Raw genomic sequence first — 25133 nt, forward strand, 5'->3', positions numbered from 1 at the left:
CGCCGCAAACCGCTCAAAGAAGAAAATTCCCTCCTCCGCCCACAACCGGGACAGAAACGTCAGGTCGCTTTCCCCGTACTGGACACAGAATTCCCGCGCCGGATGGTCCTCATAAAACAGCGGCGTCCACTCCGTGACGCCGTTCTCGTTCAGTAACGTGGCCGATATCGTCCGGATATCCTGCTGCTGGAAGATACGGAAGTTCCGCCGCAGCCCGCACCGCCATAACGGCGGCTCAATACGCAGGTGATAACGCATCTGCCAGCCGTTATTCTCCTGCATGCCAAAACCCGCCACCACGCCGGTGACATAACGCAACGGGATGACGCCCTGCCAGATAGTCAGCGTTGCCTTCTTCTCCAGCAGCATCTCCGCCGTCTGCATAAAAGAGTCGCTGGCAACATCCACACTCATCACAAACGGATATGACTGGTTCTGGATTAACCGGAAGCTCACCACCGCAAAGGTGTCCGGTTCCTGGCCGTCAACCTCCAGTGTAAAGCGAAGACCTTTTAAGGACATAAATACCTCTCAGACATATCAGCCTATATTTACCGTACCGCCACCAATAACCACGCCGCCGCAGTCAACAGCATCACCGGTTCTGGCGGCGGGCAGGCCGTCAATAAAGACGGTTGACGAGCCTCTGGCGATTTTACGGGGATGAGGGGGATGCTTCGGTTTAGCATGCGGCGTCAGCGGATCTCCCTGGCGGGCTGCGGGGAGACCATCGATAAAAACGGTGGATGACCCGGCGGTGATGACGGTCTCGTAATAACCGTCGTGCTGGGTGCCTTTGTCGGTAAGTTTGGCTGCTAAAGGCATAATTCCTCCTGTTCAGAATTTCTACAGCAGCAGGTTTCAAAAATCCGGAGAAATATTCAACGAAATATTAATCACTTCACCGGATATTCTGATACGTACCTTCACTGGTCTATTTAAGTAATACAAATTGTTGGCGTGTATTAAGTTCCATTTTGTTCTCCTTAATTATGTAAGGAGTATTTGATCATGTATAAGCAATAAAAACAGCTTCAGGAAATAAGGAATATCGCAATTTTTAAACATAAAATGCGAATCGTTCAATACAAAAAAGCAGCGTTGCGTAATCTTTCCCTGATTAAATACGCTACCGCCCTACCCTGATGACATGATCTGCACTGCACTATCATATCGACATGTTTCTCTACATGCGAAAAGATGTTTTATTTTCGGATTATATTAAATTGATATTTCATATAAAAAACGAAATTACATCAATCATATAAATAGTTGTGCCAACTTTAATTACTATTCATAGCAAACAAATGGATATCCAGTTAACTACGCCAGTGATTCATTAACATTAATCTCCGGCATTGTTGTTAAATAATGGCATTCCTTTTTAGTACTTCTTGTAACTTTGGTATCTGACATACAGCATCAGCAATCGCACTGATATTCGTGGCATTATCCTGAAACCATTCATGCCCAGGCCCCCATGTGCGCATTGTGCAAAGATAACAGTCCACCAGCGTTAGTTGCTCACCAAACGCATAAGGTTCAGCGGTCAGTTGTGAATTCAGCCAGATATAAAGCGATTTGCGATATTCAATAACATTCTTCTTTAACTGTTCAGGTGTGTCAGATGCCCAACGCTCAGGGTAATCGGCGAAAGTGAACGTTGGATAGACATTAGCAACCAGCCAGACCAATAGCCGTTGAAACTGCTGACGTTCGGCGCGCCTAACCGGTGGCGCAAGGTCCGGGCGACGATCGAGAACCATCAATGCAATCGCCGCTGTCTCCGTCATAATCTCGTCATTTTCCAGCGCCAGTGTCGGAATCTGACACAACGGGTTGAGGGTTTTCAATAACTCGCGTGAAGTTCCCTCGTGGTCAAAACCACTGACATCAACGAACTGATAAGGAATATCAGCCAGTGATAGCATCAGCTCACTGATTGTAGAGCCCCATCCGGGTACGCCATACACCTTAATCATATGCCCCTCACAATCTTTTAAAGATTAAGTGTAGGACAGTACACAGGTTAACCAGCAAAAGGATTTGTCATTTTTTCGTCAGTTGTATTATTCCCCTTCAGGATTGTAAGGGGATGTTTTGCATCGTTTATCGATAACGGGTAGGATGCTGCGCCGATAGTTTTATACCCATAAAGAATAATGGTGATAACTATCATCGCCAGGATGAATAAACCTTGTTCATGGCAACTTATATGACTTTTTCATTAAAGCAATCAGGGAGAGCAATGAGTAAACACGACACCGACACTTCAGATCAACACGCCGCGAAACGTCGCTGGCTTAATGCCCACGAAGAGGGGTATCACAAAGCGATGGGCAATCGCCAGGTACAGATGATCGCCATTGGCGGCGCGATTGGCACCGGCTTGTTTTTAGGTGCAGGAGCCCGACTGCAAATGGCGGGGCCAGCACTGGCACTGGTCTATTTAATCTGCGGCCTGTTTTCATTTTTTATTCTGCGTGCATTGGGTGAGCTGGTGCTACACCGCCCTTCCAGTGGCAGTTTTGTCTCTTATGCCCGTGAGTTTTTAGGAGAGAAAGCCGCTTACGTTGCAGGCTGGATGTACTTCATCAACTGGGCGATGACCGGGATTGTCGATATTACCGCCGTCGCTCTGTATATGCATTACTGGGGTGCGTTTGGCGGCGTGCCGCAGTGGGTCTTTGCGCTCGCTGCGCTGACCATCGTTGGCACCATGAATATGATCGGTGTGAAATGGTTTGCGGAGATGGAGTTCTGGTTTGCGCTTATTAAAGTGCTCGCCATTGTGACCTTTTTGGTCGTGGGTACAGTGTTCCTCGGTAGTGGTCAGCCGCTGGATGGCAACACCACTGGCTTTCATTTAATCACCGATAATGGCGGCTTCTTCCCCCATGGTTTGCTACCTGCGCTGGTATTGATTCAGGGCGTAGTGTTTGCTTTTGCCTCCATTGAAATAGTGGGTACAGCTGCCGGAGAATGTAAAGATCCGCAGACCATGGTGCCTAAAGCCATTAACAGTGTGATTTGGCGTATTGGCCTGTTTTACGTCGGCTCCGTGGTGTTGCTGGTTATGTTATTGCCGTGGAGCGCGTATCAGGCGGGGCAAAGTCCGTTCGTGACGTTTTTCTCTAAACTGGGTGTGCCATATATCGGCAGCATTATGAACATTGTGGTGCTGACCGCTGCCCTCTCCAGCCTGAACTCAGGTCTGTACTGCACCGGGCGTATTCTGCGCTCAATGGCGATGGGCGGCTCTGCACCAAGTTTCATGGCGAAAATGAGTCGTCAGCATGTGCCGTATGCCGGGATCCTGGCGACGCTGGTCGTTTATGTTGTTGGCGTATTCCTTAACTATCTGGTGCCGTCGCGCGTATTTGAGATTGTGTTGAACTTCGCGTCGCTGGGAATCATCGCTTCATGGGCGTTTATCATCGTGTGCCAGATGCGCCTGCGTAAAGCGATTAAAGAAGGCAAAGCAGCGGATGTCAGTTTTAAACTGCCTGGCGCGCCCTTCACTTCCTGGCTGACATTACTGTTTTTACTGAGTGTCCTTGTGCTGATGGCGTTCGATTACCCGAACGGGACTTATACTATCGCGGCGCTGCCGATTATCGGTATTCTGCTGGTTATAGGCTGGTTTGGTGTGCGCAAACGCGTTGCTGAAATTCACAGCACTGCGCCAGTCGTCGAGGAAGATGAAGAAAAACAGGAAATTGTGTTTAAGCCTGAAACGGCGAGCTAATTGCAAAATTGCCCGGCTACGTGCCGGGCAAATTTAGATTACTGACGAAGGTGTGCCGCATGCGGCGTGATAAAAGTCAGGCAAGTCTCTCCGTTTTCACCCTCGCCATATCTATTACAACGCAATACGAATCACATCGTCCGGCTGAGTAGCTTCCTGCTGTTTAGTAGATTTTTGTTTCACACTGACATACAGCGTTTTGCCATCGGCAGACAGCGCCAGGCTGTTCGGATGGGTCGGCGTATCGAACGTTTTCACCACTTTATAGCTTTTCGCGTCAATCACACTGACTTTACCTGCCTGACGATGCGTTACGTAAGCTTCATTACGCGCTGGGTTAAACAGCACAGCCAGTGATTCCGGTGCCGCAACCTTCGCCAGAATATTGCCATTACGGGTATCGACCACTAGCACTTCTGCCGCTTTAGAATCGGTGATAAATGCACGCTGCCTGGCGGTATCGAGGCTGATGTTGATAAAGAAGTGCTCTTTGCCATCATCCAGCAGCTTTTTACGGCTGAGGATTTTATTGTCGGCGGTGTCGATGGTAATCAGCTCACCATCGGCATTAGTGGTGTAAAGACGTTTGCCTTTGCTATCCAGCGCCAGACCGGTACTCATTTTACCGGTGTTCTGGATGGCGGTTTTCAGTTTGATATTCTCGCCATCAACGACCCAAATCACGCTCTCTTTACCAATACCACTGATGTAAACGGTGTTCGTGGCATCATCAGCTACCAGCTCACGCGGTTGCAGCGGGCGCACCTCTTCCGTGCGCTTACGATCATCCAGCACCAGACGGCCTTTCACTTCGCCCGTTTTGGCATCTATCGCCGTGACCGCGCTGTTTACGGTGTTACCAAACCACAACGTCTGAGTCGTGTTATTGATGGTGGCACCAAACGGCTTGAGATCGTTATGGATCGCCTGCGTCACTTCCAGAGTGACCGGATCAAGACGATAAACCACGCCACCTTTATCCAGTTTGCGGCTTTGCGAAGTGGCGAGCCACAGCGCGTTTTCTTGCTGGCTATAAGCCATTTCGTAGGCACCTTTACCTACCGCTTTACGCAGCATTTCTTCTGCGGCCTGCGTACTGAATGATGAAGCAACAAGCAATGAACCTAACAGTAATGAACCACGCAGGCGCGATGAAAACAGATGACGTAAATGCATGACGACTCCCTTTGATGAACCGATATTTTTGCTGCTTCACAATGCTTCGCTAAGCGTAATCATCGTTACGCTCTTGTTACAAATGGGAATGGTAATCATTATTTTCTCAAATGTGGAGCATTTCTTGCCGTTACGACTACAATTCTCTCAATTACTTAACGTATTGTGCCGTTTCATTTTCCATAAATTTACAATTTTATTACCATGACGGCGTTTTCCCATTCTTAACCTGGCTTTTTTCATGAAGATTTTTTCTGTCCGACAGACCGTTTTGCCCGCACTGATTCTCCTTTCTCCTCCCACTTTTGCCGCTAATGAACAAACCATGATTGTTACCGCCACGCCGCAGGGGGTTTCAGAACTGGACACACCCGCAGCGGTGAGCGTGATCGACGGCGAGGAGATGCGTCTGGCAACACAGCGCATTAACTTGTCCGAATCACTGACCGGCGTGCCTGGTTTGCAGGTACAAAACCGGCAGAACTATGCGCAAGATTTACAGCTGTCGATTCGCGGATTTGGCTCCCGCTCCACTTACGGTATTCGCGGTATTCGCCTGTATGTGGACGGTATACCCGCCACCATGCCCGACGGGCAAGGGCAAACATCCAACATCGATTTAAGCAGTGTGCAAAATGTGGAAGTGCTGCGTGGCCCCTTCTCTGCCCTGTATGGCAACGCGTCTGGCGGTGTAATGAATGTCACCACCCAGACCGGGCAACAGCCACCAACCATTGAAGCCAGTAGTTACTACGGCAGTTTTGGCAGCTGGCGCTATGGGCTGAAAGCAACGGGCGCAACGGGAGACGGCACACAGCCCGGTGATGTCGATTACACCGTCTCAACCACGCGTTTTACGACCCACGGCTATCGTGATCATAGTGGCGCACAGAAAAATTTAGCCAATGCCAAACTGGGCGTTCGCATTGATGACGCCAGCAAATTAAGCCTGATTTTCAATAGTGTGGATATCAAAGCAGATGACCCAGGTGGGCTAACCGAAGCAGAATGGAAGGCGAATCCGCAACAAGCGCCACGCGCTGAACAGTACGACACGCGAAAAACCATCCAGCAAACTCAGGCTGGGTTGCGCTATGAACGTAGCCTAAGTTCGCAGGATGATATGAGTGTGATGATGTATGCCGGAGAACGAGAAACGACCCAGTACCAGTCAATCCCAATGCCCCCCCAACTTAACCCATCGCATGCGGGCGGTGTGATTACTCTACAACGTCATTACCAGGGGATAGACAGCCGCTGGACACACCGTGGCGAACTGGGTGTTCCGGTCACGTTCACTACCGGCCTGAACTACGAAAACATGAGTGAAAACCGTAAAGGCTACAACAACTTCCGCCTGAACAGCGGTGTGCCGGAGTACGGGCAAAAAGGTGAGTTGCGCCGCGACGAACGCAATCTGATGTGGAACGTCGATCCTTATTTACAAACGCAGTGGCAGCTGAGCGAAAAACTGTCGTTGGATGCCGGCGTGCGCTACAGCTCCGTATGGTTTGATTCCAACGATCATTACATTACTCCGGGTAACGGCGATGACAGTGGTGATGCCAGTTATCACAAATGGCTACCAGCCGGATCGTTAAAATATGCAATGACCGATGCCTGGAATATCTATCTGGCAGCCGGGCGTGGTTTTGAAACGCCGACGATTAATGAGCTGTCTTATCGTGCTGACGGTCAAAGCGGTATGAACTTTGGTTTAAAACCATCCACCAACGATACAATTGAGATCGGCAGTAAAACGCGTATTGGTGATGGGCTGCTTAGTCTCGCATTGTTCCAGACCGACACCGATGATGAAATTGTTGTCGATAGCAGTAGCGGTGGACGTACGACTTATAAAAATGCCGGAAATACCCGTCGTCAAGGTGCTGAGCTGGCATGGGATCAACGTTTCGCGGGAGATTTTCGCATAAAAGCGTCCTGGACCTGGCTTGATGCGACCTATCGCAGCAATGTTTGCAATGATCAAGATTGTAACGGTAACCGGATGCCGGGGATCGCCCGTAATATGGGCTTTGCGTCGATAGGTTATGTACCGGAAGATGGCTGGTATGCAGGCACGGAAGCGCGTTATATGGGCGATATTATGGCCGATGATGAAAATACGGCCAAAGCGCCTTCTTATACACTCGTCGGCTTATTCACGGGGTATAAATACAATTACCACAATTTAACTGTGGATTTATTTGGCCGTGTCGATAATTTATTCGATAAAGAATACGTTGGTTCTGTCATTGTCAATGAGTCGAACGGGCGATATTACGAACCTGCGCCCGGGCGAAATTATGGTATCGGCGTGAATGTTGCGTGGCCATTTGAGTGATTATCTTGATGCCCGGTATTTGCCGGGCATTTAATTTAACGATTATATTGCTGGTATAACATAGCAACATTTTGTTGCATAATTTCAGCAAGACAATGTCTGCATCGCTCTTTGTCTTTTACTTTCAACGCGGCGAGTAGTTCATGATAGCTTTCTATACGATCCTGTAATTCCGCTGGATTAATCGCTTCATAAAGATAATGTAAACCAGGTCCCATCCTGACCCACAGTTGCTCAATCATCTCACACAGGATGGGCATATTTGAACGATGATAAATCGCTAAGCGAAATAACCTGTTCGCATTAATGATTTGTTCCATGTCGCCCTTTTCTTGCGCCTGCTGTAATTTATCGAGCAATTTCTGAAGTTCCGCTATATCTTGCGAGGAGAGGTTTTCTACAGCCAGAGCAACTGCCATTAATTCCAGTTCGTAGCGGATCCGATTGATTTCGTCTAATTGACCTTTCCCCACTTCCGGTACTGTAAATGCTTGCGCTGGTGCGACAGAGAGCGCATTCACCGAAACCAGACGTAATAATGCTTCACGCACGGGTGTAATACTCATACCTAATTGCTCCGCCAGATTTTTAGTAATCAGGCGTGCGCCAGGTTTTAGTGCGCCAATACTTAGTTGATGTTTCAGGTCGTTCTCAACCTGCATAGTCAAACTAACATGTTTCATTTTTTCCGTTCCAGGCATTTTACTTCCTTCGCGTGTTTTCTTTCCGACCCTGCCTGCATGGCAGAAGGCGTTCACCTGGTGTGTTAAAATGAATAATCATAAGCCACTCACCTTTGTAGTTATTAGCAGCAGAACAATGATGTGGTCAGTTAATTAAAGCTGAAAATAAGCTTTTTGCCTGGATTTTTATGGCGGCCTTACGCCGCCGTTGAAACTTTAATCATCATCCGCCACGCGGATCACCACTTTGCCAAAGTTTTTACCCTTCAGCAGGCCGATAAACGTCTGTGGGGCGTTCTCCAAACCGTTGGTAATTTGTTCACGATAGTGAATTTTCCCCTCTTTCACCCATTGTCCCATCTCCTGCTGAAACTCATGGATACGGTGACCATAATCCTGACCAATAATAAACCCTTGCAAGCGAATGCGTTTTTTCAGCACCGTTGCCATCAACAGGGGTAAACGATCCGGACCGGGTGGTAGCTCTGTAGCGTTATAGCTGCTCACTAAGCCGCAGACGGGAATGCGCGCGGATGTATTGAGTAACGGTAGCACCGCATCAAATACCTTACCGCCAACGTTTTCATAATAAATATCGATACCTTTTGGGCACGCTTTCGCCAGTTGCTCGGCAAAATCATCCGCGTGATGGTCAAGGCAGACATCGAAGCCCAACACCTCGGTAGCATGGCGGCATTTTTCCGCGCCACCAGCTACCCCCACCACTCTGCAACCTTTAAGTTTGCCGATTTGCCCCACCGTCGCCCCCACTGGTCCTGTCGCTGCAGCTACCACCAACGTTTCGCCTTCTTTGGGCTGACCGATATCCAGCAGGCCCATATAAGCGGTAAAGCCTGGCATCCCCAGCACACCCAGCGACCACGATGGATTTTGCGGATGATCGCCAAGTTTCACCAAATCATCACCACTGGATATGTCATAGTCCTGCCATCCACTGTAGCCCAGCACCCAGTCACCAGGCTGGTAATCAGGATGATTTGACTCCACGACACGGCTCACCGTACCGCCGACCATCACGCCGTCAATGTCAACCGGCGGTGAATAAGATGGCTCATCGCTCATACGTCCACGCATATACAGGTCCAGTGACAAATAAACTGTGCGCAGTAATACCTGTCCTTCACCCGGTGTGGCGACATCATCTTCTTCAAGACGAAAATTCTCCGGAACCGGCGCGCCATGCGGACGCGAGGCCAGAACCCAACGGCGGTTACGCTGCTTTTGTTGCCCCATAATGCTCTCCTGTGCTTTTGGCATGAATCCATCAATAGTAGCAGGCTCGCAGGATTGGTTTTGTTTGCAGTCGTCACATCCCCTCTGCAACACGCAATAATTTCATCGAGGAATCCGTTGCTTCGGGCTGTTTTCGATAGTATTGATAACGTCATTATCATTATTTTATCGAGGCCAGACATGTCCATCCGTTTTGCCCGCAAAGCCGACTGTGCTGCCATTGCGGAAATTTATAACCACGCCGTGTTGTATACGGCGGCTATCTGGAATGACCAAACGGTGGATGCAGATAACCGCATTGCCTGGTTTGAAGCGCGGACCATAGCAGGTTATCCGGTGCTGGTGAGTGAAGAAGATGGCGTAGTGACGGGATATGCCTCGTTTGGCGACTGGCGTAGTTTCGATGGTTTTCGCCATACCGTGGAGCATTCGGTTTATGTCCATCCTGATCATCAGGGCAAAGGTCTTGGGCGTAAATTGTTAAGCCGATTGATTGATGAAGCGCGGGATTGCGGGAAGCATGTTATGGTCGCCGGGATCGAATCGCAAAATCAGGCTTCGCTGCATCTCCACCAGTCGCTGGGATTTGTCATCACCGCACAAATGCCGCAGGTGGGCACTAAATTTGGGCGCTGGCTGGATCTGACATTTATGCAGTTGCAACTCGACGAACGCAGTGAACCGGACGCAATCTGATGAATCAGTCGCTTACCCTTGCCTTTTTGATTGCCGCAGGGATTGGTCTGGTCGTCCAGAACACGCTAATGGTGCGCATCACCCAGACCTCCTCTACCATTCTCATCGCCATGTTGCTGAACTCACTGGTAGGGATTGTGCTCTTTGTTTCTATTTTATGGTTTAAACAAGGCATGGCGGGGTTTGGCGAACTGGTGTCCAGCGTACGCTGGTGGACACTTATACCCGGCTTGCTGGGATCTTTTTTTGTCTTCGCCAGTATCAGCGGATATCAGAATTTGGGAGCGGCGACAACTATTGCAGTACTGGTCGCCAGCCAGCTAATTGGCGGTCTGGTGCTGGATATCTTCCGCAGTCATGGCGTACCACTACGGGCGTTGATCGGCCCAATTTGTGGCGCAATTTTACTTGTGGTTGGTGCCTGGCTGGTGGCCAGGCGCACATTTTAATCAGAGGATGGTGCCGCCTTTGGTTAACTGTTCGTGGCGCGCTTCCATATCTTCTTTATGCTTGCGACCGTGATGGGCGATCGCTGTGCGCAGACGCTGCTGCTGGGTGTAGCGATCTTCCCGACTTAACTCCGCGTCATCGCTCAGGGCGATTAATAATTCGTTCATATGGGCAATGACGCTCTCTTCAATCGCGGCATCCACGCGCGCGATGACTTCATCCAGATGCGACATACTTTCTCCTTAGCCACTTGTGAAATTTATCGATTCATCCAAATGATATAAGTCTGCGTGGTGCCGTCAAGCCAGTGCGTAAGATTTAAAACAGTGAAAACAACAGCGCCACCGGGAAACTCATCGGCCATGTTGCCCCCACCAGAAAGGCGCTTAAGAAACGGATGCGTTTCTTATCGTGAGAAAGAAACCAGGTGATAAGAAATGCGATTGCTGCCATAACCGCATAAAAAACAAGCATGTGTTGATAGAGAGACATGTACGGGCGTCCAGCCAGATGAATAAAACGCGCGCAAATATGCGTCATTTTTTGACGTGCATCAAGTTTTTTCACCAGTTTGAGAAAAAATCATCAACAGCAACTTGCCCTTATCCATCTTCAGAATAATTATTATTGCGGATTTTCTTAACCCGTACTATACACATAGGGGCAATGATAAAAGGTGGCAAAAATGAATGTTTCCAGTAGAACTGTAGTACTGATAAATGTCTTTGCTGCTGTTGGTTTGTTTACTCTTATCTCTATGAGATTTGGCTGGTTTATTTGATGTAGTGATTTTGCACGCAGCACGTACTGTCAGAGAAATCAGTGCTCTGACAGTACGCAAGATCATCTCATACTCTCCAGGTTTACAACATTATCCTTAATATTTACTTCTTTTTGCTGACATCTACATTGAAATAAGTAGAAAACATCCCCCTCCTATCGTCCTTACAGACAGCTTACTGATTCAAAGGGAACTTTGTTTTCACATTTTTCTATCGTCATTACTTTAGACGCGCGGGGTCTATAAATGCTTTATACTTTCAGGGAATAAAGTAAATATAAAAAGATGGCATAAAGTATATGCATGGCAGGATGTTTGCAACCTCCTTGAGGACGCTGTCCCATTGAAATTGCAAACCCCGCACTGGTTATCTGCCCATTTATCATGTAAAACAGACAATTATAGGTCTCTGAATATCTCAGAAAGATTGAATTTTTTATAGTCCCTCTCTTGAATATTTCCATTTGATATCAATCGATTCATCTCTTCAACAAAATAATTTATATCATCACATTTGTTATTATCCGGAAGATCTGAGTAATTATAATTCCACCACTTTATTCTCAACAATTCATCAATAATATTTGAATCAAATCTAAATCTGATTATTTTTGCAGGAACTCCTGCAACTATGGCATATGGTGGCACATCTTTGGTAACAACGGAATTGGCAGCAATAACAGCACCATCACCTATTGCGATGCCACCTTTCAATACAACATCATTTCCTATCCAGACATCGTTTCCTATAATCGGATTTTCAGGTTTGGTAATGAATGGTTTCAATGTCCATGGCCGTTCGAACTCACTCAAGGCAAATTTATCAAATTCACCGTTATAAGTCATCATGTGAGTAGTAAAACGATTCATAGGATGATTTCCACCCATTATTTTTACATTTGATGCAATACTACAAAATCGTCCTATATGTATATTCCCTGAAAAATGACAAGTTGGAAATGAAAATGCACCTACACTGGAAAAATTTTTTACAGGCATTGTTGAATATTCTTCAGCAATAACATTCTCTTCAATTGATATTTTGTCACCTTTTGAGAAAAGAAATAAATTCCTTTCTTTGTAAGACTTCTTCCCTTTATGATTTAAAAATATTTTATTATCCATGCAAAATTCAAAGTGTTTTTTCGTCCACCTAAAGGTAATGGTTTTATTTTTATCTTCTGTGAATTTATATAACTGTACGTTCATACTAAAGATTTCTACTTTTACTTATAAATTATTAGTTGAATAACGATACTCTAAAGTCTTCTATGAATCAACCATGACAGGATGAAAAATCACCATCATACCTTTAGCGCATAATAGTCGTCTAACTTTTCCACTCGTTTTAATGTATTCATTATTATTAATCGCCAATGACTCAAAACTTCAAACGATAGTGGCCATCATATAATTTCATATAACAGCCACTAGCATTTAACTTAATGTTTAACCATGACATGGCGGACGACGGTGTAATCCTCCAGCCCATAAAGTGACATATCCTTGCCGTAACCAGAAAGTTTCTGTCCACCGTGCGGCATTTCACTTACCAGCATGAAATGGGTATTGACCCAGGTACAACCATATTGCAGTCGTGCGCTGACACGATGCGCCCTGCCCACATCTTTAGTCCATACCGAAGATGCAAGTCCGTACTGGCTGTCATTCGCCCAGTTCACCACCTGTTCTTCATTGTCAAAGGCCGTCACGCTCACCACCGGACCAAATACCTCTTTTTGCACGATGGCATCGTCCTGTAACGCGCCAGCCAGCAGCGTAGGCGCGTAGTAATAACCATTACCCTTGCGTTTTTCACCACCGGTGATCACTTTGATGTGCCCTGTCTCTTTCGCCTCTTCTACCGCCTTGCTGACACGTTCGAGATGTGCCAGCGAACTTAACGGTCCAAGCTCTGTGGACTCGTCATCCGGCGCACCAGATTTTAACGTTGCCACTGCAGCACCGAGTTTTTCCACCAGCGTATCGTAAATACCTTTTTGCGCGTAGATCCGACAAGCCGCAGTACAATCCTGTCCGGCATTGTAATAGCCAAAAGTGCGAACACCTTCGACCACTGCTTCAATATCAGCATCATCAAAAACAATCACTGGCGCTTTGCCACCCAACTCCATATGAGTACGCTTAATAGACGGCGCTGTATGGCTGATGATGTGCTCGCCGGTGGCGATAGAGCCCGTCAGCGACACCATCCGCACTTTGGGATGTCCGGTCAGCGGATCGCCCACTGTTTTGCCTCTGCCAAACAGCACATTAATCACGCCAGCCGGGAAGATATCTTTCGCCAGTTCAGCCAGCTTCAACGCTGTCAGCGGCGTAATTTCTGATGGTTTAAGCACTACGCAGTTCCCTGCCGCCAGCGCCGGAGCCAGTTTCCACGCGGCCATCATCAGCGGATAATTCCACGGTGCGATAGAAGCCACGACCCCCAACGGATCCCGACGGATCATTGAAGTATGACCTTCAAGGTATTCGCCGGCCGCCAGACCATTGAGGCAGCGCGCCGCCCCGGCGAAAAAGCGAAAGACATCGACAATCGCCGGAATTTCATCATTGAACGCACTATGCAGCGGTTTGCCACAATTACGGGACTCCAATTCGGCAAAAACCTGACCATTTTCTTCAATAACATCGGCCAGTTTCAGCAGGCATTCCGCACGCGCTTTCGGCGTGGTTTGCCCCCATTCGGCAAATGCTGCATCTGCCGCGCGAACAGCAGCATCCACCTGCTCTGCGGATGCCTCGGCAATCTCCAGTAAAACGTCCCCCGTTGCCGGATTATAGACAGGCTGTTTTTCCCCTTCGCCGCTAACCAGTTCTCCGTTAATCAGTAACTTATGTTGCATAGCATATTCCTGTATCAGTGGTTATTGACCATTGTCGCCTTCGCGGGTTAGCCACCAGGCTCCCAGGATCGGCAAGGTTGTTACCAACATAACCAGCAGTGCCACGACGTTGGTTACCGGTACATCACGTGGTCGCCCAAGCTGATTGAGTAACCACAACGGTAACGTTCGTTCATGACCTGCCGTAAAAGTCGTAACGATGATTTCATCGAACGACAAAGCAAACGCCAGCATTCCTCCTGCCAGAAGCGCCGAACTGAGATTCGGCAACACCACGTAGCGGAAGGTTTGCCAGCCATTGGCCCCAAGATCCATTGACGCCTCAACCAGACTCCAGGAGGTGCGGCGAAAACGGGCGATGACATTGTTAAACACCACCACTACGCAAAAAGTCGCATGACCGACCACGATGGTGAAAAATCCCGGCTCCAGATTGATGGTTTTAAAAGCAGTTAATAGCGCCAGACCAGTGACAATGCCCGGCAGCGCAATGGGCAGCAGCAATAACAATGAAATGGCGCTTTTACCGAAAAAGTCCCGACGCCACAGCGCAGCAGCGGCCAGTGTCCCTAATACCAGCGCAATTAATGTCGCCAGCGCCGCCACTTTAAGTGACAGTGTCACAGCATCAAGAATATCACTACGCTGTGCTGCCACGCTAAACCAGCGCAGCGTCAGGCCTTGCGGTGGAAAACTAAACGCTGCATCTTCGGTATTAAAAGCATAGGCGGCGATAATCAGGATGGGAAAATGAAGGAAAACAACGCCGCCCCAGGCCGCCAGTTTAAGGAAAAACGGTGCGCGTTCAGAGTGCATCGAACGCTCCCAGACGTTTCACGAACGCCAGGTACAGTGCGATGAGAACAATCGGCACCAGGGTGAATGCCGCCGCCATCGGCATATTGCCAATCGCCCCCTGCTGGGAATAAACCATATTGCCGATAAAATATCCTGGAGGGCCAACCAGCTGCGGAACGATAAAATCGCCCAGTGTGAGTGAAAAGGTAAAGATAGAGCCAGCGGCAATACCCGGGATCGCCAGCGGCAGCACCACATAGCGAAAGGTTTGCCGTGGACGCGCGCCAAGATCAGCCGACGCCTGCAACAATGACGGCGGCAAACGCTCAAGCGCCGCCTGCACGGGCAGGATCATGAACGGCAGCCAGATATAGAGAAACACGAGAAAGCGCCCCAGCCCGGAAGTTGACAACGTGTTACCGCCCACCGCGGGTAATGTAAGGAACGCTGTCAGCAGTGGTTCCAGCCCCAGATGTTGTAAAAACCACTGCGCCACGCCATCTTTTGCCAGCAATAATGTCCAGGCATAAGCTTTAACAATGTAGCTTGCCCACATTGGCAGCATCACCGCAATATAAAAGAACGCTTTCATTTTCCCGCTGGTATAGCGCGCCATATACCACGCCATCGGAAAAGCCAGAATGGCGCTCGCGATAGTGACAGCCACAGCCATGGTTAGCGTGCGGAGGATGATGTCGTAATTCGCCGGATTAAACAGCGCACGGATATTCGCCAGCGTCAGTTCTGGCGTTACCGACATGGTGAAATCGTCAAAGGTATAAAAGCCCTGCCATAACAACGTCAGGAGTGAACCAAAATAGACAATGCCAAACCACATCAGCGGACCAAGCAGCAGCAAAAACAGCCCCAGTCCCGGTTTCCGCCAGAAGAAACCTGACACCTTACCCAACCCTGGGCGCGCAGGTGATTGCAATACGTTCATCGCCATTCACCTCTCCTCAACCAGCGGCACCATCACATCGCGCGACCAGGAAACCATCACCTGTTGTCCGGGCGTGAGCGTGGCAGGCAGTTCTTCGCCTGTCATATTGGCCTGACTCACCAGCAGTTTTTCACCGCCATTCAGTCTCAGTTCAAAACGGGTCGCCGCGCCCTGATACTGTACAGCCTGAATAGTGCCATTTGCCTGCACTTCGCCGGATGTATTGAGGCGGATATGTTCCGGTCTCAGGGCAAAACTGCCTATCATGCCGCAAAGATTCTCGGCCATTAGCGGCTCAAAAACGTTGGATGTCCCGACGAATCCCGCAACAAACGGCGTGTGCGGGCGCATATAGAGGTCACGCGGTGAATCAACCTGCTCAATGCGACCGTTGTTGAATACCGCAACACGATCGGACATCGATAATGCCTCGCCCTGATCGTGGGTGACGAAAATAAAGGTGATGCCAAGAGACTGTTGTAGCTTTTTTAGCTCCAGTTGCATCTGCTCACGCAGCTTAAGATCCAGTGCACCGAGCGGTTCATCCAGCAGCAATACGCGCGGCTCATTCACTAACGCTCTGGCAATGGCAACCCGCTGACGCTGACCACCAGAAAGTTGTGACGGTTTACGTTGCTGTACAAACCCCAACGCCACTTTCTCCAGCGCCTCTTGCGCCATTACGTGTCGCTGTTTTTTATCCACCCCTTTGACCATCAGCCCATAGGCCACGTTGTCAAGAATCGACATATGCGGAAAAAGCGCGTAGTCCTGGAAAACGGTATTCACGTCCCGCTCCCACGGTGGCAGATTGCTGGCGGGTTTACCAAAGATAGATATAGTCCCGCCGGAAAGCTGTTCGAATCCAGCAATCAGGCGCAGGCAGGTGGTTTTGCCGGAGCCAGACGGCCCCAGCATTGAGAAAAACTCACCATCTTTTATCGCAATACTGACACCATCTACCGCGCGCACATCACCATACAGTCGCGATACGTTGTCAAACTCCACTGCGTACGTCATAAAACACCCCAGCGAAGTTAGCGGCCGCCCATAATGGCAATATAATCCTGCGTCCAGCGACTGTAGGGAACAAACTTGCCCCCTTCTGCTATAGGCGTTTTCCAGAAGGCGATTTTATCGAAATAGTTAAAACCGTTTGTTTCACAACCTTTTTCGCCTAATAACGGACTGGCTTTACACCCTTCCGGCACTACCGGTAACGAGCCAAACCAGGCCGCCACATCGCCCTGCACTTTTGGCGTTAATGACCAGTTCATCCATTTGTAGGCGCAAACCGGATGTTTCGCTTCGCTATGTAGCATGGTGGTGTCAGCCCAACCGGTAACGCCCTCCTTCGGGAAAACGGTAGCGACAGGCTGGCCTTCGGCTTTCAGGGCGTTGGCCTGATAGGGCCATGCACTGGAGGCAACCACACCCTCGTTTTTGAAATCGCTCATTTGCACGGTAGTGTCATGCCAGTAGCGATGGATCAAACTATGTTGATCGCGCAGCACTTTCAGCACCGCCTGGTACTGTTCTTCGGTGAGTTGATACGGATCGCTGATGCCCAACTGCGGCTGAGTGGCTTTAACGAACAACGCAGCATCCGCAATATAAATAGGGCCATCATAAGCCTGAACGCGGCCTTTATTGCTCTTACCGTCCGGCAGATTCTGCGCAACAAAAACCACTTGCCAGCTATCCGGCGGCGTCGGGAAGGTTTTCGTGTTGTACATCAGCAGGTTCGGCCCCCATTGGTAAGGAGTGCCGTAAACTTTGCCGCCAACGTTAAACCAGTCGCCTTTAACCACACGCGGATCGAGCGCTTTCCAGTTGGGAATCAATGCGGTATTAATCGGCTGCACGCGTTTACCCATAATCAGGCGCAGCGAGGCATCGCCGGACGCCGTAACCAGATCGTAACCCCCTTTGGTCATCAGACTGACCATTTCATCGGACGTCGCGGCGGTTTTTACATTTACCGCGCAACCTGTCTCTTTTTCGAATTGCGTTACCCAGTCGTATTGTTTATCAGTTTGTCCGCGTTCGATGTATCCCGGCCAGGCGATAATATCCAGTCGCCCTTCCGGTTTATCTAAATTGGTAGGCGGTTCGGCGGCGTGAGCGGTCATTATTGTCATGGTGAGCGCACACAGGCTGCTGCGGGCAAATGTCTTGCTCATAAGGTCTTACTCCTGTCGTAATTAATTGTTCAGCCGCCGTGCCGTAAAAATATCTCCTTGTTTAACCATAGACGGCGGCTTGCAGGCACACCTTCGCCCCTGAGAAAATTTAATCAGGTTGTGAGCTACCGCGCATTATGCCGTCTGTGAGGTTATCTTCTGGAGTATAGACAAGGGGTTAGGAAATATGACTGCTATTCGAAATTCATATTACCCAACCTAAGAGGAATTAAATTAAACGCTATTACAGCCGTTCTTGAATAAGTTTGCCTAATTGTTTAACCGCCTGTTCTTCACGCTCGCCCCACTGCCATGCAGTATTAAAACGAAAAAAACGTGACCAGTTTTCACCGGTAGAAAACATTTTACCCGGCGCAATACTGATATGATGCGTCAGTGCTGCCAGGCTTAATTCGCCCGCATCTAACGGCGCGGGGAGTTCCAGCCAGAGAAAATAACCGCTGTCATTATGATGAATTTTCACTTCCGCAGGCAGATAACGCAGCAGCGCCTGCCAGGCACGTTGTTTACGTTCCGCAAGCTGACGACGTAAACGACGAAGATGGGCGTCGTAACGGCGCGTGGAAAGATAATCCACAAGCGCAAGCTGCATCGGTGAACTGGTCGAAAGCGTACTCATCAATTGCAATCGTTGAATTTTGCGTGCGTGTTTTCCAGCGGCGACCCAACCAATACGAAAACCTGGCACCAGACATTTCGAAAACGAAGAGCAATGCAAAACACCATCGTGGCGATCCCACGCTTTCGCAGGCAGCGGTTTTTCCCGTCCAAAATAAAGTTCGCTGTAAACGTCATCTTCAATCAGCGTTACGTTGTACTGATTGAGCAACGCTACCAGCCGCGCTTTTTTCTGCGGCGTTAAGGTAAATCCGAGTGGATTCTGGCTATTAGTCATCAGCCAGCACGCTTTCACCGGATACTCCTGCAACGCCAGTTCCAGCGCCTGAAGATCGATCCCTTCGTTAACGTCCGTCGCCACCGATAACGCCTTCAGCCGTAACCGCTCCAGCGCCTGCAACGCGCCGTAGAAACAAGGATTCTCTACTATCACCCAATCGCCTGGTTCCGTTACCGCTTGTAAACTGAGGTTTAATGCCTCTAACGCCCCGGCGGTAATGACAATTTCATCAGGAGAAATAGTGATGCCCTGTAAGGCATAGCGACGAGCAATAGCCTGACGCAGTTCTGCGTTTCCTGGCGGTAAGTTTTCAATCACGCTCATCGCCGTGGCGGTTTTGCTTACCTGCGCCAGCGAGCGGTTTAGTTGTTGGAGGGGGAAAAGTCGCGGGTCGGGAAAGGCCGAGGCAAACGGAACTACCGACGGATCGCGACTGGCCTGCAACATATCAAAAATATAGGTGTTGATATCGACTGCTTCATCTCGAGTGACTGGAATGACTGGCGCTTTCGGCATTTTTATTGCCTGTGGCGCAACGTAATAACCCGACTGCGGTCGCGCGATAATATGTCCCTGACTTTCGAGCAACTGATAGGCATGGCTGACAGTCATAAAGCTCATGCCAGAAAGCGCCACCTGGTCACGCAACGAAGGCAAACGATCTCCGGGTTGCCAGATCCCCGACGCAATCTGCTCGCGTAATTGTTCTGCAAGCTGCTGGTATTTTTTCATTATCGAATCGTTATTATGTGCAGGTGATTCGGCAGTCTATATCAGTTGTTAAAAATGACAACTTTTCATTAACTGTTATCAAACCATCACCAGCGATAACTCTTTGCCAAGCGCCTTAGCCGCAAGCTGGACGGCGTCGATTTTTGTCGCATGGTGCAAGTTAAATAAGCGCGTAATTTCCTGTTTAGGTTTGCCAATTCGCCTGGCTAACTCTTGCTGAGTGATTTCTGACGGTAAAAAAGCATTTAACAGCAATACCTTAGAGGCGACGCTCAAAGGCACTTCAATAAAGTGATCGTGACTATTTAATGGCGAAGTTTACCTCCGTGTGTAATGTGCTCGAAAATAGCACTAAATCGCCGCAACGGCAGAATGCAATGCAAAATCAGGAAGGAAGATTCCAGAATTTCTTTGCGCTAATTTGCAAAACTGAATAATAACCTCAAGAAACGATCGGCATCATAGCGGCAAAAGGTGAGAAAAAGGTGGCGGGGTGTTTACGAAGGCGTTATCGGTTGTCTTATTAACGTGTGCGCTGTTCTCAGGACAACTCATGGCAGGGCACAAAGGACATGAATTTATGTGGGTAAAGAATGTGGATCATCAGCTGCGTCATGAAGCGGACAGCGATGAATTGCGTGCCGTGGCGGAAGAGTCGGCGGAAGGTTTGCGCGAGCATTTTTACTGGCAAAAATCGCGCAAACCAGAAGCGGGACAGCGTTGAGTCATTTGTTGCCGGATGCGGCATAACGCCTTACCCGACAGGCAATATCATGCAGATTGGATGAGTGGTGAGTAACCCGAAAACTGGCGTTTTACCCTTTTCGCTTCGGCAATGTTTTCAGCAGCTCATCCGGACTAACGGATGCCACTACGCTTCCCGGTAACGGCATTTTCAGTATGTGATTTTTGATTTTGCCAATGACGTGCATCTCACATGGGCGACAATCGAACTTTAGCGTTAACACTTCATCGCCATTAACCAGTTGCATTGGCGTCGCCTTCCAGCTTTTGATGTTACCTTTTGCCTGTTTCGGACACAGATTGAAGGCAAAGCGCAGACAATGCTTGGTGATCATTACCGGCACTTCCCCCTTCTCTTCATGCGCTTCATACGCCGCATCAATCAGTTGCACACCATAGCGATGATAAAATTCACGCGCTTTCTGGTTGTATACGTTCGCGAGGAAACTCAGATGCGTTTGCGGATAAACCGGCGCAGGATCAGCAACCGGTTTACGGCTGCCGCGCTGGTAACTGGCAAGACGCGCAGCATCCAGCATGTCAACGGCTTCACGGCGGAACTGGTTTAACAGACTGTTTGGTACAAACAGCGCCCCCGGCAAATTAATTTGCACATTGCGGGCGTAATAGATGGTTTGCCCCAGTTTTGCCAGACCATCCTTCAGATTGTTCATTGCTTTTTCGGCGTTATTGGCTTCGTCGAACTGCCCGTCCAGCGTATGCGTAATGCTGACACCCTCTTCACTGGTGAGGGTCAGAATCAGTTGTTCCTGCCAGCCGCCCAGTTCAATGTCTACCGCTACGCGACGTTCGCTGGATGTTTTGGTCAACGCCTGCTGCCAATTATGGTCCAGATTACGATTAAGCGGATGATGCGGACGAATTTTATGCAAATCCGCAGGCATCTCATTTGGCCAGACGCGGTACTGATTTTGCCCGGTTTTTTCGACTGTATTGGCGCGAAAGCCAACCACTTCACGTTTAATCATCACATTCAGACCATCGCCATTTGCTAACGGCTCGGTGACGGCAACATCGAGATGATCCTTCGCCACTTTTAATACTTCACCGACCGGCAGGCCGATAAACTTGGGGGAGTCGAACGCGCCGATATCCCCTTTACGGGCGTTAACAAAGTAGTCGGTACTGCCACGGTGGAAAGTCTTTTCCGTCGATGGAACAAAGAAATGTTCAGTACGACCTGATGAAGCGCGCGCCAGATCGCCACGTTCTTCAATAATGGCATCCAGCATCTGACGATAATGGGCGGTGATATTCTTCACGTAGCTCATATCTTTGTAACGCCCTTCAATCTTGAAGGAGCGTACGCCAGCATCAATCAGCGCGCCGAGGTTGGCAGTCTGATCGTTATCTTTCATCGACAGCAGATGTTTTTCATAGGAAACCACCCGCCCCTGATCGTCTTTCAATGTGTATGGCAAACGGCACGCCTGCGAGCAATCGCCACGGTTGGCGCTACGCCCTGTTTGCGCATGAGAAATGTAGCACTGACCAGAATAGGCCACGCACAATGCACCATGAATAAAGAATTCAATGGTCGCGTCCGTGGCCTGGTGAATCGCGCGGATCTGCTCAAGATTCAGCTCTCGCGCCAGCACAATCTGCGTAAAGCCAACATCAGAGAGGAACTTCGCTTTTTCTACTGTGCGAATATCGCACTGCGTACTGGCGTGCAGTTCAATCGGCGGAATATCAAGTTCCAGAATCCCCATGTCCTGTACAATCAGCGCATCGACACCGGTCTGGTAAAGATCGGTAATTAACCGCTGAGCGGGTTCCAGCTCATCATCATGCAAAATGGTGTTAAGCGTGACGAAAATTTTTGCACCATAACGATGGGCAAACGGCACCAGTTCGGCGATATCTTTCAGGCTATTACTGGCATTATGACGGGCACCAAAACCAGGGCCGCCGATATAAACAGCATCGGCACCGTGCAAAATAGCTTCGCGGGCAATGGCGGCATCGCGTGCCGGGCTTAACAGTTCAAGTCGATGAGAAGATACGGTCACATTCTTATCCAGTAGCTGAAAAATGGCGGCTATTTTAGCCACAAGCGCGACGTTGCGAAATAGTTTTCCCGCTTAACTGCGTGGGTAATGGATGAGGGAATGAAAATGTACGATTTGCTCCCCACCATTACGATAGACATGCGTAACGTCTGCAGCAAATCGAGCGCCTTTTCCACAATTAAGGCTCTGCCATTCACCATCAACGCACAGATCAAGTTGCCCATCAATGACGACAACATGTTCGATTACTCCCTTCTCATGGGGCATCGATTCACTTATTGCACCGGGAGCCATCTGAATTGAGAAGTGTTCAAAGCAGAGTTGCGGATCATAAGGAAACAGCGAAGTGATCACCATCGCCTGCTGTTGCGGATCATAAACTGAAGGCGTAGCGGACTGCGGCGGAGAAATAAATGTCGAAAATGGCACATTCAACCCAGTGGCAATTTTCCATAATGTCGCGACCGTCGGGCTGGACTCATTACGCTCAATCTGCCCTAACATCGCTTTAGAAACCCCCGTCGCTTCTGCCAGTCGCGAAAGACTCCAGCCGCGCTGCTGACGTAGTTGTTTAAGTGTAGTGGATAAAAAGCGAGTGAGATTTTCCATGTGACTCCTCCGGCAAAGCGGAAGTTTATCACTTGTGCGTTATAACGGACAAATGCTACGGTACCTGTACGCTATAACGCACGAGGTGACCATGCGTCTGTTTTCTATTCCTCCACCCACGCTACTGGCGGGGTTTCTGGCGGTATTAATTGGCTACGCCAGTTCAGCGGCAATAATCTGGCAAGCAGCGATTGTCGCCGGAGCCACCACTGCACAAATCTCTGGCTGGATGACGGCGCTGGGATTGGCAATGGGCGTCAGTACGCTGGCTCTGACATTGTGGTACCGTGTGCCTGTTCTCACCGCATGGTCAACGCCTGGCGCGGCTTTGTTGGTCACCGGATTACAGGGACTAACACTTAACGAAGCCATCGGCGTTTTTATTGTCACCAACGCGTTAATAGTCCTCTGTGGTGTGACGGGATTATTCGCCCGTCTGATGCGTATTATTCCGCACTCGCTTGCGGCGGCGATGCTGGCCGGAATTTTATTACGCTTTGGTTTACAGGCGTTTGCCAGTCTGGATGGTCAATTTACGTTGTGTGGCAGTATGTTGCTGGTATGGCTGGCAACCAGGGCCGTTGCGCCGCGCTATGCGGTAATTGCCGCGATGATTATTGGGATCGTGATCGTTATCGCGCAAGGTGACATTGTCACAAATGATGTTGTCTTTAAACCCGTTCTCCCCGCTTATATTGCCCCTGAATTTTCGTTTGCTCACAGCCTGAGCGTTGCACTCCCCCTTTTTCTGGTGACGATGGCATCGCAAAACGCACCGGGTATTGCGGCAATGAAAGCGGCCGGGTATTCGGCTCCTGTTTCGCCGTTGATTGTATTTACTGGATTGCTGGCGCTGGTATTTTCCCCTTTCGGGGTTTATTCCGTCGGTATTGCAGCAATCACCGCGGCTATTTGCCAAAGCCCGGAAGCGCATCCGGATAAAGATCAACGTTGGCTGGCAGCTGCTGTCGCAGGCGTTGTTTATTTGTTTGCAGGTCTTTTTGGTAGTGCTATTACCGGGATGATGGCTGCCCTGCCCGTAAGTTGGATCCAGATGCTGGCAGGTCTGGCGCTGTTAAGTACCATTGGCGGCAGTTTGTATCAGGCGCTGCATAATGAGCGTGAGCGAGACGCGGCGGTGGTGGCATTTCTGGTAACGGCAAGTGGACTAACGCTTGTCGGGATTGGTTCTGCGTTTTGGGGATTAATTGCCGGTGGCGTTTGTTACATGGTGTTAAATTTAATCGCTGACAGAAACCGATAATAAAAAGCGCCATCTTACGATGGCGCGACTGGAATTACTTTTTGTTAACGTCAAACATGGTGGCATCGGTCGCCATGTCATCAATAACTTGCTTAATATTCTCGAAAGCCATTGGCGTACTTTCATTATTCAGGTCTTTACCTTCGCCCTGACGAACGACTTTGATAACCGGTTTATTAGTAGCTGCATCAATTAGCTCACCTTCAAAGTACAGGCGAGTATCCATAGTACGGTGGCCCGTCGCCATTTGCGTCCCCGCGACCACTAATGCGACAGGAACCACTTCATAGAATTGCAACCCTTCTTTGCTGGTATCTACACCGGTAATGGCACCACGGAAAATCAGACTACGCGGCCCAGCGGTGGTAACCAGTGGTTTACGCTGCGCAATCGCTTCTTTCATTTCAGTGTTGGTATAGCTCAAAATTTTATCCAGAACTTTCTGCCCTACCTGAGTAGAAGGTTTCGGCACCGGATAATAAGTGATTGGGTTCCAGACGATGCTGTCATATTTACTTTGATCAAAACTTGGGTCTACCCAACGTAAAACAGGCTTACCCGTTGCAGAATTTGTTTCTTTTAAATCAGAGTAATTGTTTAAAAAGCCAGAATATTTATCTGGCTGGGTGATTTTAGAGGCACAACCAGACAGAGCCAACAAGCCGCATAAAGCTGCAACTTTCGCAAATGATGTGGTACGCATGAATAGTTTCCTGAGATGATTATATTACTTTCTAAGTTATAGCAAAAAGCGCCGCTTCGTGTTGTGGCAAAAAAAGTGTTGGTGAAAATAAATTTTTCAGCCCCTTTTCAGACGACATAGTCAATGCCGAAAAAGGGGCTAAGTCAATCATCAGTAGTTAAATATCAGTGCGTTAAGCTGATGAAAAACTTCGACTACCGTGATTA

General features: G+C 49.1%; 25 protein-coding genes and 1 pseudogene. 7 read left to right on the top strand and 19 right to left on the bottom strand.

What is annotated here, in order from left to right; genetic code table 11:
- The 3 genes from AACU19_RS07015 to AACU19_RS07025 form a co-directional block, all read right to left on the bottom strand.
- Nucleotides 1-522, bottom strand: a 522-nt coding sequence (locus AACU19_RS07015) for a contractile injection system protein, VgrG/Pvc8 family (protein ID WP_274540812.1), incomplete at its 3' end; no start/stop codon positions are given.
- A gap of 18 nt (nt 523-540) precedes the next feature.
- Nucleotides 541-825: a type VI secretion system PAAR protein gene (locus AACU19_RS07020; RefSeq protein WP_001127495.1), complete on the bottom strand. Its 285-nt coding sequence runs from the start codon at nt 823-825 to the stop codon at nt 541-543.
- 539 nt (nt 826-1364) lie between these two features.
- Nucleotides 1365-1982 (bottom strand): glutathione S-transferase family protein, encoded by a 618-nt coding sequence (locus AACU19_RS07025; RefSeq protein WP_000598849.1) that lies wholly within the window; start codon nt 1980-1982, stop codon nt 1365-1367.
- Between the two features lie 266 nt (nt 1983-2248).
- On the opposite strand from AACU19_RS07025, the gene ansP reads away from it, so the two are divergent.
- Nucleotides 2249-3748, top strand: coding sequence for an L-asparagine permease (gene ansP, locus AACU19_RS07030; RefSeq protein ID WP_105278856.1), 1500 nt, complete (start codon nt 2249-2251; stop codon nt 3746-3748).
- Between the two features lie 114 nt (nt 3749-3862).
- On the opposite strand, the gene yncE is transcribed toward ansP, so the two are convergent.
- Nucleotides 3863-4924 carry a 7-bladed beta-propeller protein YncE gene (gene yncE, locus AACU19_RS07035; protein ID WP_000550675.1) on the bottom strand — a complete coding sequence of 354 codons (1062 nt, stop codon included), beginning with the start codon at nt 4922-4924 and terminating at the stop codon, nt 3863-3865.
- A 241-nt stretch (nt 4925-5165) separates the two neighbouring features.
- Between yncE and pqqU the strand changes: the two genes are divergently transcribed.
- A complete protein-coding gene (pqqU, locus tag AACU19_RS07040) occupies nt 5166-7268 on the top strand; it encodes a TonB-dependent receptor PqqU (protein ID WP_105278857.1) in 2103 nt (700 codons plus the stop codon).
- 35 nt (nt 7269-7303) lie between these two features.
- On the opposite strand, the gene mcbR is transcribed toward pqqU, so the two are convergent.
- Together mcbR and curA are read right to left on the bottom strand one after the other, a co-directional pair.
- Complete coding sequence (gene mcbR, locus AACU19_RS07045; RefSeq protein WP_032184161.1) at nt 7304-7969, bottom strand: colanic acid/biofilm transcriptional regulator McbR; 666 nt, start codon at nt 7967-7969, stop codon at nt 7304-7306.
- A 198-nt stretch (nt 7970-8167) separates the two neighbouring features.
- Nucleotides 8168-9205 (bottom strand): NADPH-dependent curcumin/dihydrocurcumin reductase, encoded by a 1038-nt coding sequence (gene curA, locus AACU19_RS07050; RefSeq protein ID WP_105278858.1) that lies wholly within the window; start codon nt 9203-9205, stop codon nt 8168-8170.
- Between the two features lie 180 nt (nt 9206-9385).
- Between curA and AACU19_RS07055 the strand changes: the two genes are divergently transcribed.
- On the top strand, nt 9386-9901 hold the full coding sequence (locus AACU19_RS07055) for a GNAT family N-acetyltransferase (RefSeq protein WP_000027557.1): 516 nt from the start codon (nt 9386-9388) through the stop codon (nt 9899-9901).
- Nucleotides 9901-10350: a DMT family transporter gene (locus AACU19_RS07060; RefSeq protein ID WP_001076528.1), complete on the top strand. Its 450-nt coding sequence runs from the start codon at nt 9901-9903 to the stop codon at nt 10348-10350. The genes AACU19_RS07055 and AACU19_RS07060 overlap by 1 nt, the downstream gene beginning before the upstream one ends.
- On the opposite strand, the gene ydcY is transcribed toward AACU19_RS07060, so the two are convergent.
- On the bottom strand, nt 10351-10584 hold the full coding sequence (ydcY, locus tag AACU19_RS07065) for a DUF2526 family protein YdcY (RefSeq protein ID WP_000018633.1): 234 nt from the start codon (nt 10582-10584) through the stop codon (nt 10351-10353).
- A gap of 85 nt (nt 10585-10669) precedes the next feature.
- Nucleotides 10670-10843 carry an orphan toxin OrtT gene (gene ortT, locus AACU19_RS07070; RefSeq protein WP_000061178.1) on the bottom strand — a complete coding sequence of 58 codons (174 nt, stop codon included), beginning with the start codon at nt 10841-10843 and terminating at the stop codon, nt 10670-10672.
- A gap of 193 nt (nt 10844-11036) precedes the next feature.
- Between ortT and yncL the strand changes: the two genes are divergently transcribed.
- Nucleotides 11037-11132 carry a stress response membrane protein YncL gene (gene yncL / locus AACU19_RS07075; RefSeq protein WP_001303494.1) on the top strand — a complete coding sequence of 32 codons (96 nt, stop codon included), beginning with the start codon at nt 11037-11039 and terminating at the stop codon, nt 11130-11132.
- A 399-nt stretch (nt 11133-11531) separates the two neighbouring features.
- Here the strand turns inward: yncL and AACU19_RS07080 are convergent, their stop codons facing one another.
- The 8 genes and pseudogenes from AACU19_RS07080 to hicB form a co-directional block, all read right to left on the bottom strand.
- The gene (locus AACU19_RS07080) at nt 11532-12341 is read right to left on the bottom strand and encodes a CatB-related O-acetyltransferase (protein ID WP_001102745.1); all 810 of its coding nucleotides are present in this window, start codon (nt 12339-12341) and stop codon (nt 11532-11534) included.
- A gap of 233 nt (nt 12342-12574) precedes the next feature.
- Nucleotides 12575-13999: an aminobutyraldehyde dehydrogenase gene (gene patD, locus AACU19_RS07085; RefSeq protein WP_001163863.1), complete on the bottom strand. Its 1425-nt coding sequence runs from the start codon at nt 13997-13999 to the stop codon at nt 12575-12577.
- 21 nt (nt 14000-14020) lie between these two features.
- On the bottom strand, nt 14021-14815 hold the full coding sequence (locus AACU19_RS07090) for an ABC transporter permease (RefSeq protein ID WP_000555466.1): 795 nt from the start codon (nt 14813-14815) through the stop codon (nt 14021-14023).
- Nucleotides 14805-15746 (bottom strand): ABC transporter permease, encoded by a 942-nt coding sequence (locus AACU19_RS07095; RefSeq protein ID WP_039020866.1) that lies wholly within the window; start codon nt 15744-15746, stop codon nt 14805-14807. The genes AACU19_RS07090 and AACU19_RS07095 overlap by 11 nt, the downstream gene beginning before the upstream one ends.
- Nucleotides 15747-16760: an ABC transporter ATP-binding protein gene (locus AACU19_RS07100; protein WP_105278859.1), complete on the bottom strand. Its 1014-nt coding sequence runs from the start codon at nt 16758-16760 to the stop codon at nt 15747-15749.
- Nucleotides 16761-16777: 17 nt separating this feature from the next.
- Nucleotides 16778-17923, bottom strand: a complete 1146-nt coding sequence (ydcS, locus tag AACU19_RS07105; RefSeq protein ID WP_104919752.1) for a putative ABC transporter substrate-binding protein YdcS — start codon at nt 17921-17923, stop codon at nt 16778-16780.
- 244 nt (nt 17924-18167) lie between these two features.
- Nucleotides 18168-19574: an aminotransferase-like domain-containing protein gene (locus AACU19_RS07110; protein ID WP_105278860.1), complete on the bottom strand. Its 1407-nt coding sequence runs from the start codon at nt 19572-19574 to the stop codon at nt 18168-18170.
- 78 nt (nt 19575-19652) lie between these two features.
- Nucleotides 19653-19889 (bottom strand): annotated as a pseudogene (hicB, locus tag AACU19_RS07115) (type II toxin-antitoxin system antitoxin HicB); the annotation flags it as partial.
- Between the two features lie 178 nt (nt 19890-20067).
- Here hicB and AACU19_RS07120 point away from each other — a divergent pair.
- On the top strand, nt 20068-20298 hold the full coding sequence (locus AACU19_RS07120) for a YncJ family protein (RefSeq protein ID WP_000494241.1): 231 nt from the start codon (nt 20068-20070) through the stop codon (nt 20296-20298).
- Nucleotides 20299-20389: 91 nt separating this feature from the next.
- Here the strand turns inward: AACU19_RS07120 and rlhA are convergent, their stop codons facing one another.
- Together rlhA and sutR are read right to left on the bottom strand one after the other, a co-directional pair.
- A complete protein-coding gene (gene rlhA / locus AACU19_RS07125; RefSeq protein ID WP_105278861.1) occupies nt 20390-22351 on the bottom strand; it encodes a 23S rRNA 5-hydroxycytidine C2501 synthase in 1962 nt (653 codons plus the stop codon).
- A gap of 72 nt (nt 22352-22423) precedes the next feature.
- The gene (gene sutR / locus AACU19_RS07130; protein ID WP_105278862.1) at nt 22424-22960 is read right to left on the bottom strand and encodes a DNA-binding transcriptional regulator SutR; all 537 of its coding nucleotides are present in this window, start codon (nt 22958-22960) and stop codon (nt 22424-22426) included.
- A gap of 52 nt (nt 22961-23012) precedes the next feature.
- On the opposite strand from sutR, the gene ydcO reads away from it, so the two are divergent.
- On the top strand, nt 23013-24224 hold the full coding sequence (gene ydcO, locus AACU19_RS07135) for a BenE family transporter YdcO (protein ID WP_105278863.1): 1212 nt from the start codon (nt 23013-23015) through the stop codon (nt 24222-24224).
- A 34-nt stretch (nt 24225-24258) separates the two neighbouring features.
- Here ydcO and AACU19_RS07140 read toward each other — a convergent pair whose 3' ends face one another.
- Nucleotides 24259-24927: a DUF3313 domain-containing protein gene (locus AACU19_RS07140; protein ID WP_105278864.1), complete on the bottom strand. Its 669-nt coding sequence runs from the start codon at nt 24925-24927 to the stop codon at nt 24259-24261.
- Nucleotides 24928-25133: the final 206 nt, after the last annotated feature.

The sequence above is a fragment of the Escherichia sp. MOD1-EC4550 genome, from assembly GCF_963876935.1.
Classification (GTDB): Bacteria; Pseudomonadota; Gammaproteobacteria; order Enterobacterales; family Enterobacteriaceae; genus Escherichia; species Escherichia coli_F.

What these genes read in the sequence shown, in the direction of transcription:
- AACU19_RS07020 (WP_001127495.1), bottom strand. Translation starts at nt 825, where the DNA reads ATGCCTTTAGCAGCCAAACTTACCGACAAAGGCACCCAGCACGACGGT.
- AACU19_RS07025 (WP_000598849.1), bottom strand. Translation starts at nt 1,982, where the DNA reads ATGATTAAGGTGTATGGCGTACCCGGATGGGGCTCTACAATCAGTGAG.
- ansP (WP_105278856.1), top strand. Translation starts at nt 2,249, where the DNA reads ATGAGTAAACACGACACCGACACTTCAGATCAACACGCCGCGAAACGT.
- yncE (WP_000550675.1), bottom strand. Translation starts at nt 4,924, where the DNA reads ATGCATTTACGTCATCTGTTTTCATCGCGCCTGCGTGGTTCATTACTG.
- pqqU (WP_105278857.1), top strand. Translation starts at nt 5,166, where the DNA reads ATGAAGATTTTTTCTGTCCGACAGACCGTTTTGCCCGCACTGATTCTC.
- mcbR (WP_032184161.1), bottom strand. Translation starts at nt 7,969, where the DNA reads ATGCCTGGAACGGAAAAAATGAAACATGTTAGTTTGACTATGCAGGTT.
- curA (WP_105278858.1), bottom strand. Translation starts at nt 9,205, where the DNA reads ATGGGGCAACAAAAGCAGCGTAACCGCCGTTGGGTTCTGGCCTCGCGT.
- AACU19_RS07055 (WP_000027557.1), top strand. Translation starts at nt 9,386, where the DNA reads ATGTCCATCCGTTTTGCCCGCAAAGCCGACTGTGCTGCCATTGCGGAA.
- AACU19_RS07060 (WP_001076528.1), top strand. Translation starts at nt 9,901, where the DNA reads ATGAATCAGTCGCTTACCCTTGCCTTTTTGATTGCCGCAGGGATTGGT.
- ydcY (WP_000018633.1), bottom strand. Translation starts at nt 10,584, where the DNA reads ATGTCGCATCTGGATGAAGTCATCGCGCGCGTGGATGCCGCGATTGAA.
- ortT (WP_000061178.1), bottom strand. Translation starts at nt 10,843, where the DNA reads ATGTCTCTCTATCAACACATGCTTGTTTTTTATGCGGTTATGGCAGCA.
- yncL (WP_001303494.1), top strand. Translation starts at nt 11,037, where the DNA reads ATGAATGTTTCCAGTAGAACTGTAGTACTGATAAATGTCTTTGCTGCT.
- AACU19_RS07080 (WP_001102745.1), bottom strand. Translation starts at nt 12,341, where the DNA reads ATGAACGTACAGTTATATAAATTCACAGAAGATAAAAATAAAACCATT.
- patD (WP_001163863.1), bottom strand. Translation starts at nt 13,999, where the DNA reads ATGCAACATAAGTTACTGATTAACGGAGAACTGGTTAGCGGCGAAGGG.
- AACU19_RS07090 (WP_000555466.1), bottom strand. Translation starts at nt 14,815, where the DNA reads ATGCACTCTGAACGCGCACCGTTTTTCCTTAAACTGGCGGCCTGGGGC.
- AACU19_RS07095 (WP_039020866.1), bottom strand. Translation starts at nt 15,746, where the DNA reads ATGGCGATGAACGTATTGCAATCACCTGCGCGCCCAGGGTTGGGTAAG.
- AACU19_RS07100 (WP_105278859.1), bottom strand. Translation starts at nt 16,760, where the DNA reads ATGACGTACGCAGTGGAGTTTGACAACGTATCGCGACTGTATGGTGAT.
- ydcS (WP_104919752.1), bottom strand. Translation starts at nt 17,923, where the DNA reads ATGAGCAAGACATTTGCCCGCAGCAGCCTGTGTGCGCTCACCATGACA.
- AACU19_RS07110 (WP_105278860.1), bottom strand. Translation starts at nt 19,574, where the DNA reads ATGAAAAAATACCAGCAGCTTGCAGAACAATTACGCGAGCAGATTGCG.
- sutR (WP_105278862.1), bottom strand. Translation starts at nt 22,960, where the DNA reads ATGGAAAATCTCACTCGCTTTTTATCCACTACACTTAAACAACTACGT.
- ydcO (WP_105278863.1), top strand. Translation starts at nt 23,013, where the DNA reads ATGCTACGGTACCTGTACGCTATAACGCACGAGGTGACCATGCGTCTG.
- AACU19_RS07140 (WP_105278864.1), bottom strand. Translation starts at nt 24,927, where the DNA reads ATGCGTACCACATCATTTGCGAAAGTTGCAGCTTTATGCGGCTTGTTG.